6 protein-coding genes are annotated in these 6,974 nt (G+C 70.5%); 3 read left to right on the top strand and 3 right to left on the bottom strand.

The window, feature by feature from the left end; all coding sequences use genetic code 11:
- Positions 1-456 precede the first annotated feature (456 nt).
- The gene (locus V7067_RS13870) at positions 457-1,011 is read left to right on the top strand and encodes a DUF6101 family protein (protein ID WP_334176496.1); all 555 of its coding nucleotides are present in this window, start codon (positions 457-459) and stop codon (positions 1,009-1,011) included.
- Between the two features lie 90 nt (positions 1,012-1,101).
- Here V7067_RS13870 and ubiA read toward each other — a convergent pair whose 3' ends face one another.
- On the bottom strand, positions 1,102-2,061 hold the full coding sequence (ubiA, locus tag V7067_RS13865; RefSeq protein WP_334176495.1) for a 4-hydroxybenzoate octaprenyltransferase: 960 nt from the start codon (positions 2,059-2,061) through the stop codon (positions 1,102-1,104).
- 331 nt (positions 2,062-2,392) lie between these two features.
- On the opposite strand from ubiA, the gene purD reads away from it, so the two are divergent.
- The gene (purD, locus tag V7067_RS13860) at positions 2,393-3,670 is read left to right on the top strand and encodes a phosphoribosylamine--glycine ligase (RefSeq protein ID WP_334176494.1); all 1,278 of its coding nucleotides are present in this window, start codon (positions 2,393-2,395) and stop codon (positions 3,668-3,670) included.
- 166 nt (positions 3,671-3,836) lie between these two features.
- Here the strand turns inward: purD and V7067_RS13855 are convergent, their stop codons facing one another.
- The gene (locus V7067_RS13855) at positions 3,837-4,829 is read right to left on the bottom strand and encodes an alpha/beta hydrolase (protein ID WP_334176493.1); all 993 of its coding nucleotides are present in this window, start codon (positions 4,827-4,829) and stop codon (positions 3,837-3,839) included.
- Between the two features lie 233 nt (positions 4,830-5,062).
- Between V7067_RS13855 and V7067_RS13850 the strand changes: the two genes are divergently transcribed.
- Positions 5,063-5,539, top strand: a complete 477-nt coding sequence (locus tag V7067_RS13850) for an Hsp20 family protein (RefSeq protein ID WP_334176492.1) — start codon at positions 5,063-5,065, stop codon at positions 5,537-5,539.
- Between the two features lie 326 nt (positions 5,540-5,865).
- On the opposite strand, the gene V7067_RS13845 is transcribed toward V7067_RS13850, so the two are convergent.
- Positions 5,866-6,927, bottom strand: a complete 1,062-nt coding sequence (locus V7067_RS13845; protein WP_334176491.1) for a beta-eliminating lyase-related protein — start codon at positions 6,925-6,927, stop codon at positions 5,866-5,868.
- Positions 6,928-6,974: the final 47 nt, after the last annotated feature.

Genomic DNA, 6,974 nt, shown 5'->3' with positions numbered 1-6,974 from the left:
ACGGCGGTACGCACAGACACGGCAGAACGCACGACGAAGCGCGACGACGCACGAAGCAGAACGCAGAACGGGACCGGCCGTCAGCGGGCATGCGCCTTCTCCGCCCGGTCTTCTGCAGAACGGTTTAGGCGCCCGGCCGGCAGCCGGCAAGACCGCAAAGCGGCGCGTTCGGGCCGGTTACGGGCAATTGTCTGCAATCGCGCCGCGGCTTGCTACCATTTCCTAACCCTGCGCCGCAGAAGCAGCGTGCGAGCGGGCGTTCCCGCCCTTCCCGCCCGGCCCCGTTAAGACCTGCACAACATGCCGGAGCCTAGCGTCAGCCCATCGGAAGCATGGCCCCACGGGGTGCCGGCCTCCACCCGCACCGGACCGCCGCAGCAGGCCGGACGGGGCGCAGCGACATCCCGCGGCGAGGGGCCGGGGAGAGCTGCGGGAAAGACGTTCAGGAGAGGCGCAATGATTGGACAGAGCCAGGCGAGCGTGATGCAGCAGGCCGAGACGCAGGTGCGGTCCTGCGAGCCGGAGCGCCTTCTGCCGCGGTCTACCGAGTGGCCTGGCGATGCCGCGCCGGTTTATCTCGATCACGACGGCGCCGTGTTCAAGCGCCGCCTTTCCGGCCTCACCACCACCGTGGTGGTGCCGTTCCATTCCTTCACCGGCGTGGCGGTGCGCTTCGAGCCCGAGAGCGGCATCGTGCGCATCGAGCTCATCCACCCCGATCCCAGCATGAGCGTGCCGCTCGACACCGCCTTCGATCTCGACCGCGCGGCCCGGCTGTGGCGGCGCTGGTCGCAGGCGCTCGCGCTGCCGATGATGATGTTCGAAGCCGACGGCTCGCTGGTGCTGGCGCCGGTCGACGAGCGCACCGACAGCGTGCACGCCCCCGCCCCGCGCCGCTTCGGCCGCCAGACCACCCGCCGCCGCCCGCGCATGGTGTGGCGCCGCGGCCGCTTCTGCGCCGCCACCGCCGCCCTCCATGGCGGCGAGCGCGAGATCATCGCCCGCAACTGACGGGCCGCGCCCCTCGCGCGCCCGACGTCAAAAATCCAGACCGGCCGGATCGCTGCGGATCCGGCCGTTTTCGTTTGTGGCCGGCGTCGTTCAGGCCCGGACCGCCGCGTCGATCACCAGCCCGGCGAACAGCAGCCAGCCCGCCGCGGTATTGGAGCGGAACAGCTTCAGGCACAGCGCCCCGTCGTCGATATCGAGGCGGAAGATCTGCGAGCCGAGATGCACCGCGAAGGCCAGCAGGCCGAGATAGGCGAAGAAGCCCGCCCCCGCCGCCACGAGGGCCAGCAGCAGCAGCACCGTCGTGCCGCCGAACAGCACCATCAGCGCCTTGTGGGTGTTCTCGCCGAACAGGCGCGCCGTGGAGCGCACCCCGACGATGGCATCGTCCTCGCGGTCCTGATGGGCATAGATGGTGTCGTAACCGATGGTCCACAGCACCGCGGCCGCATAGAGCAGCACCGCCGGCCAGGCGAGCGAGCCGAACACCGCCGCCCAGCCCATGAGCCCGCCCCACGAGAAGGCGAGGCCCAGCACCGCCTGCGGCCAGTTCGTCACCCGCTTGGCAAACGGATAGGCCGCCACGATGACCAGCGACGAAATGGCCAGCACCACGGAGAAGAAATTGAACTGCAGCAGCACGACGAGGCCGGTCAGCGTCTGCGCGCCGAGAAAGAGCCATGCCTGCCGCACGCTGACCTGCCCGCTCGGAATCGGCCGCGAGCGGGTGCGGGCCACCGCGGCATCGATATCGCGGTCGACGATGTCGTTATAGGTGCAGCCGGCGCCGCGCATGGCGACCGAGCCGATGAGGAACAAAAGCAGGAACCACAGGCTCGGCCAGCGTTCGCCCGCAGCGCCCGTGGCCAGCGCCACCGACCACCAGCACGGCCACAGCAGCAGCCACCAGCCGATCGGCCGGTCCCAGCGGGCAAGGCGGGCATAGGGCTTCAGCCACAGCGGGCCGAAGCGGTCCACCCAGTTGCCGCGGGCGGCATCGGCCACGGTGCCGCTGCCGGCGCGGGGGGCGGAACTGTCGGGGGAAGATGTCATTGTCGAAGCACCTGCATCTCGGGGCGCGAATCCTGCCGCCTGTCTGCCGGGGCGGCCTGTCTGCTGTAACACTGAATCGGCGCCGGGGCAGGCCCGCGCCCGGCACAGCGGGCCGGCAGCGCCCCGGCTGCCTTTCGGGCATCACTCTTTCAGCCGCCCGTCAAGCCCTGCGACCGGCTGCGCGGCTTCGCAAGCGCGCGCCCCCATGCTAAAGGGCGCGCCAGTGAGCCGGCCGCGGCCCCGCGGGGTCTGCGGCACAATGGCCGGAGCGCAGAACCGGGACAACCCGGCCCTGACGATCCGGCCCTGACACCCCGCACCGGATGACCCGATGAACGTTCTCCTGATCGGCGGCGGCGGGCGCGAGCACGCGCTTGCCTGGAAACTTGCCCAGTCGGCCGGCCTCGACCGGCTTTATGCCGCCCCCGGCAACCCCGGCATCGCCGCCCACGCCACGCTTGTAAATCTGGCGGTGACCGACCATGCCGCCGTGACCGCCTTCTGCCGCGACCATGCCATCGGCCTCGTGGTGGTCGGGCCGGAAGTGCCGCTGGTCGCCGGGCTGGTGGACGATCTCGCCGCAGCCGGCATCCCGGCCTTCGGCCCGACGAAGGCTGCCGCCCGGCTGGAGGGCTCCAAGGGCTTCACCAAAGATCTGTGCGCCCGCGCCGGCATTCCCACGGCCGCCTATGGCCGTTTCGGCACCCTCGGAGAGGCCCGCGCCTATCTGGAGACCGTCGGCGCGCCGGTGGTGGTCAAGGCCGACGGGCTTGCCGCGGGCAAGGGCGTGGTGGTGGCCGAGACGATGGCCGAGGCCATCGCCGCACTGGAAGCCTGCTTCGACGGCTCGTTCGGCGCCGCCGGTGCCGAGGTGGTCATCGAAGAGAAGCTGACCGGCCCGGAAGTGAGCTTCTTCGCCCTGACCGACGGCCGCACCGTGGTGCCGTTCGCCACCGCTCAGGACCACAAGCGCGCCTACGACAACGACGAAGGCCCGAACACCGGCGGCATGGGCGCCTATTCCCCGGCGCCGATCCTGACACCGGACCTGTCCGTTCAGGTGATGCGCGAGATCGTGGAGCCGACGGTTGCCGCGATGGCGGAAGCCGGCACACCGTTCAGCGGCGTTCTTTATGCCGGCCTGATGCTGACGCCGACGGGACCGCAGCTCATCGAATACAACGTGCGCTTCGGCGACCCGGAATGTCAGGTGATGATGGCGCGGCTGGAGAGCGACCTGCTGGAGGTGCTGCTGGCGGTGGCCACCGGCCGGCTTGCCGCCCTGCCGCCGCTGGCCTTCCGCCGCGAGGCGGCGCTGACGGTGGTGATGGCCGCCCGCGGCTATCCCGGCCCGGTGGAAGCCGGCACCCCCATCGCCGGCCTTGCGGCCGCCGATGCGATGCTGCCGGGCGGCGCGGTGTTCCAGGCCGGCACGCGACTGGCCGATGACGGCACGCTGGTGGCCGCGGGCGGCCGGGTGCTCAACGTCACCGCGCTGGGCGACACGCTGCGCGCCGCCCACGACGCCGCCTATGCCGCCGTTGCCGCCATCGACTGGCCGGGCGGCTTCTGCCGCCACGACATCGGCGCCCGGGCGCTGAACGACTGACGCCCCGGACGGGCAACCGAACGACGGGCGAAGGCCGCGACCGGCCTTCGCCCGGAAAATAACCGCTTTGCCGTAATTGAGGGCAGCATCGGCGGCCCTCTTCGGAGCCATTCCAGCCCGGTAAACTCATTTGCGCGCAAATAGCCCGCAAAATGAGCATTCTGCCTTATTCCTGCTCACCCGGAATAAAGGCATCGAAGGCCGCCCAGAACGGCCGGCGATAGACATCGCGCTCCATCAGCAGCTCGTGCCGGGCACCGGGAATGAGAACCGCGCCGCCGGCGGGCAGCTGGCGGCCGTAGCGCTCGATGGCCGGCGTCGACACGATGCTGTCGTTGCCGCAGGCCACCAGCAGGGCCGGCGTGGTGAGCCGGGCGATCAGATCGCGCTTGTGCAGAATGCGCATGGCATCGCTGGCCGCCTTCACCCAGCCGAAGGTCGGCGGACCGGCGGCAAGGCCGGGATCGGCCTCGTGCAGCGCCGCGATCAGGGCGAAGCGGTCGGGATCGGAGGTCAGCGGATTGTCCTCGAACGGCAGGTCGGGCGGCTGCGGGCGGCTGCGCGCCGGCCGCCGGCCGAGCCCGGCCATCTGCGCCGCGCCGGCCGCAAGGCCGACGAGCCAGCCCGGCAGACCGATGCCGGTCAGCCCCAGCATCGGCGACACGGCAACGATGCGGTCCACATCCTTGTGCAGCCGGTAGGAGGCCATCAGCGCCACCGTGGCGCCGGCCGAATGGCCGAGCAGCACGAACGGGCGCGGCAGCGGCAGGCCGTCGGTCGGCCGGCGCGCCACTTTGATGACGGCGTCGAGATCGGCAACATAATCGTGAAAGCTGCCGACATGGCCCACACCCGGCCCGGCCTGCCGGCCGGAGCGGCCCTGCCCGCGCGGATCGTGCACCACCACGGCAAAGCCGCGGGCGCGCAGATCGGCCACCACGGCCAGATATTTCTCGATGAAATCCGCCCGCCCGAGCACCAGAAACACCGTGCCGCGCGGCGTCAGGCCCGGCAGCGGCGACCATCGCGCCAGACGCAGCGGCACATTGCGCCGGCCCGGCACCATTTCCACCACGCCGCCTTCCGGCACCGGCAGGCCCGGCACGGTGATCAGAGAGGCCAGGCCGGCGATGCCCGCCGGGTTCGCGCTGCCCTTCATGCCCCGCAGCCTTTCATGGTCCGTCATCTCCTGCACCCGCACATCCCGCCCCCGCACGCCCCGGACGCAGCCGGCCGCACGAAAAATCCGGGATCCGACCCTTGAAGCCGTGGGAGAACATTCCCATCTCAGCCCTGCGGACGCCAGTCGGGTCCGCACCCGTTCCCGGGAGCCCGGCCACATGGCGGGCGGCAGGGAACCTTATCGCACCCGTTGCTCCGAAGGAGGACATCATGCGTCATTTCGATCTCGGCCCGCTCTATCGCTCCACCGTTGGTTTCGACCGCCTGTTTCAGGCGCTCGACCAGTTCAGCGGTCCCGATAACAGCGCGCCCGCCTATCCGCCCTACAATATCGAGCGCACCGGCGAAAACGCCTATCGCGTTACCATGGCGGTTGCCGGCTTCACCGACAAGGACCTCGAAATCGAGGTGCGCGAGAACCAGTTGATGGTGAAGGGCGAAAAGAAGGAAACGGAGGCCGAGGGCCGTTCCGTTCTCTATCGCGGCATCGCCGGCCGCGCCTTCGAGCGCCGCTTCCAGCTCGCCGATTATGTGTTCGTGAAGACCGCGAGCCTTGAGAACGGTCTGCTGCACATCGACCTCGTGCGCGAGATTCCGGAGGCGCTGAAGCCGCGCACCGTTGCGATTTCGACGCCGGCGGCCAACACCTCCCGCCAGATCGAGGCGACGGTCAGCGAAGCGGCCTGAGCCGCGGCCCGCTGAACCGCCGGTCTCCGGCTCTGAGGGCGGCGCCCGCCGCCCTCATCGCACCGCCGCCCCTGCCGGCGGCAGAGCAGCGGGAAAGGCCGGATGCAAAAGCCGGGCCGGAGCGGAATATAATCCGCTCCCGATGCGACTGCGCGCACCCATACCCGGGTCAGGTCGTCCGCCGGCCATCACGGCCCCGTCATCCGTTACCCTGTCATCCGTTCAGGGACATCCGTTCAGGCGCCCCGGTTCTTCGGCCGGGGCGCCTTGCGTTTGTCCGCATGCGGCGCGGCGTGATTCTGACGGCGCATGCCGCGCGACCGGTTTCAGCCGGCGGCCACCGCAAGGAAGCGATCCACATCCGGCGCGGCGGTGGCGAAGCTGGCGACGAGGCGCAACCGCACCCGGTCCGGCCCGGCAGGTTCTGCGAAGCCGGCATCCGGCCACTCATAAAAAGCCGCGCCCGCCGCACTCAGGCGCGCCGCCATCGCCTTCGGCACGGCCGGGAAAAGGGCGTTGGCCTGCGGCGCAAAATCGAACGACACCCCCGGCAGCGCGGCAAGGCCGGCATGAAGCCGCTGCGCCATCGCGTTGGCGTGAGCCGCAAGGCGCAGCCACAGATCATCCGCCAGCAGGGCCGCGAACTGCGCCGAAACGAACCGGCTCTTGGAAATCAGATGGCCGGCGCGCTTGCGCAGATAGGGAAAATCCGCCGCCCCGGTCTCGCCGAACAGCACCACCGCCTCCGCGCACCAGCCGCCGGTCTTGGTGAGACCGAAGGACAGCGCATCCACCCCCGCCTGCCACGTCATCTGCGCCGGGCTGCAGCCGGTCGCCGCCAGCGCGTTGGCAAGACGCGCGCCGTCCATGTGCAGCTTCAGCCCGCGGCCGTGCACCACCCGGCCGATGGCCGCAACCTCATCCGGGCCATAGACGGTGCCGAGTTCGGTGGCGTTGGTCAGCGTCACCGCCGCGGCACGGCCGTGGTGAACCACCGGCGGGCCGAAGCGCTCCAGCGCCGCGTCGAGGCCCCCGGCACTGAGTTTGCCGGCCGCGCCGGGCAGGCTGAGAATCCGCAGCCCCGGCGACAGAAACAGCGGCGCATTGCACTCGTCGCTCTGCACATGGGCGCCCTCATGGGCAAAGGCCACGCCGCCGGGCGGCACAAGCGCCGACAGGGAAAGTGCGTTCGCCGAGGAACCGGTGGCGACGTAGAACACCGAGACCGGGCAGCCAAACAGCGCGGCGATGCGCTCGCTCACCGCTGCCGTGCCGTCGTCGTCGCCATAGGCCGGCACCGCGCCCGCCGCGGCCGCGCTCAGCGCCTGTGCCACCGCGTCCGGCACGCCGGCCCAGTTATCGGAGGCAAACTGCATCGCTTCAGTCATTCCCGGTTCCTCTGCCCTGTCCCTCTGCCTTGTCCTTCGGCCCTGTC

It is taken from the genome of Pseudoxanthobacter sp. (assembly GCF_036822375.1).
Lineage (GTDB): Bacteria > Pseudomonadota > Alphaproteobacteria > Rhizobiales > Segnochrobactraceae > Pseudoxanthobacter.
The sequence above is the reverse complement of the archived record's forward strand: the minus strand, read 5'-3'. Positions and strand labels throughout refer to the sequence as shown.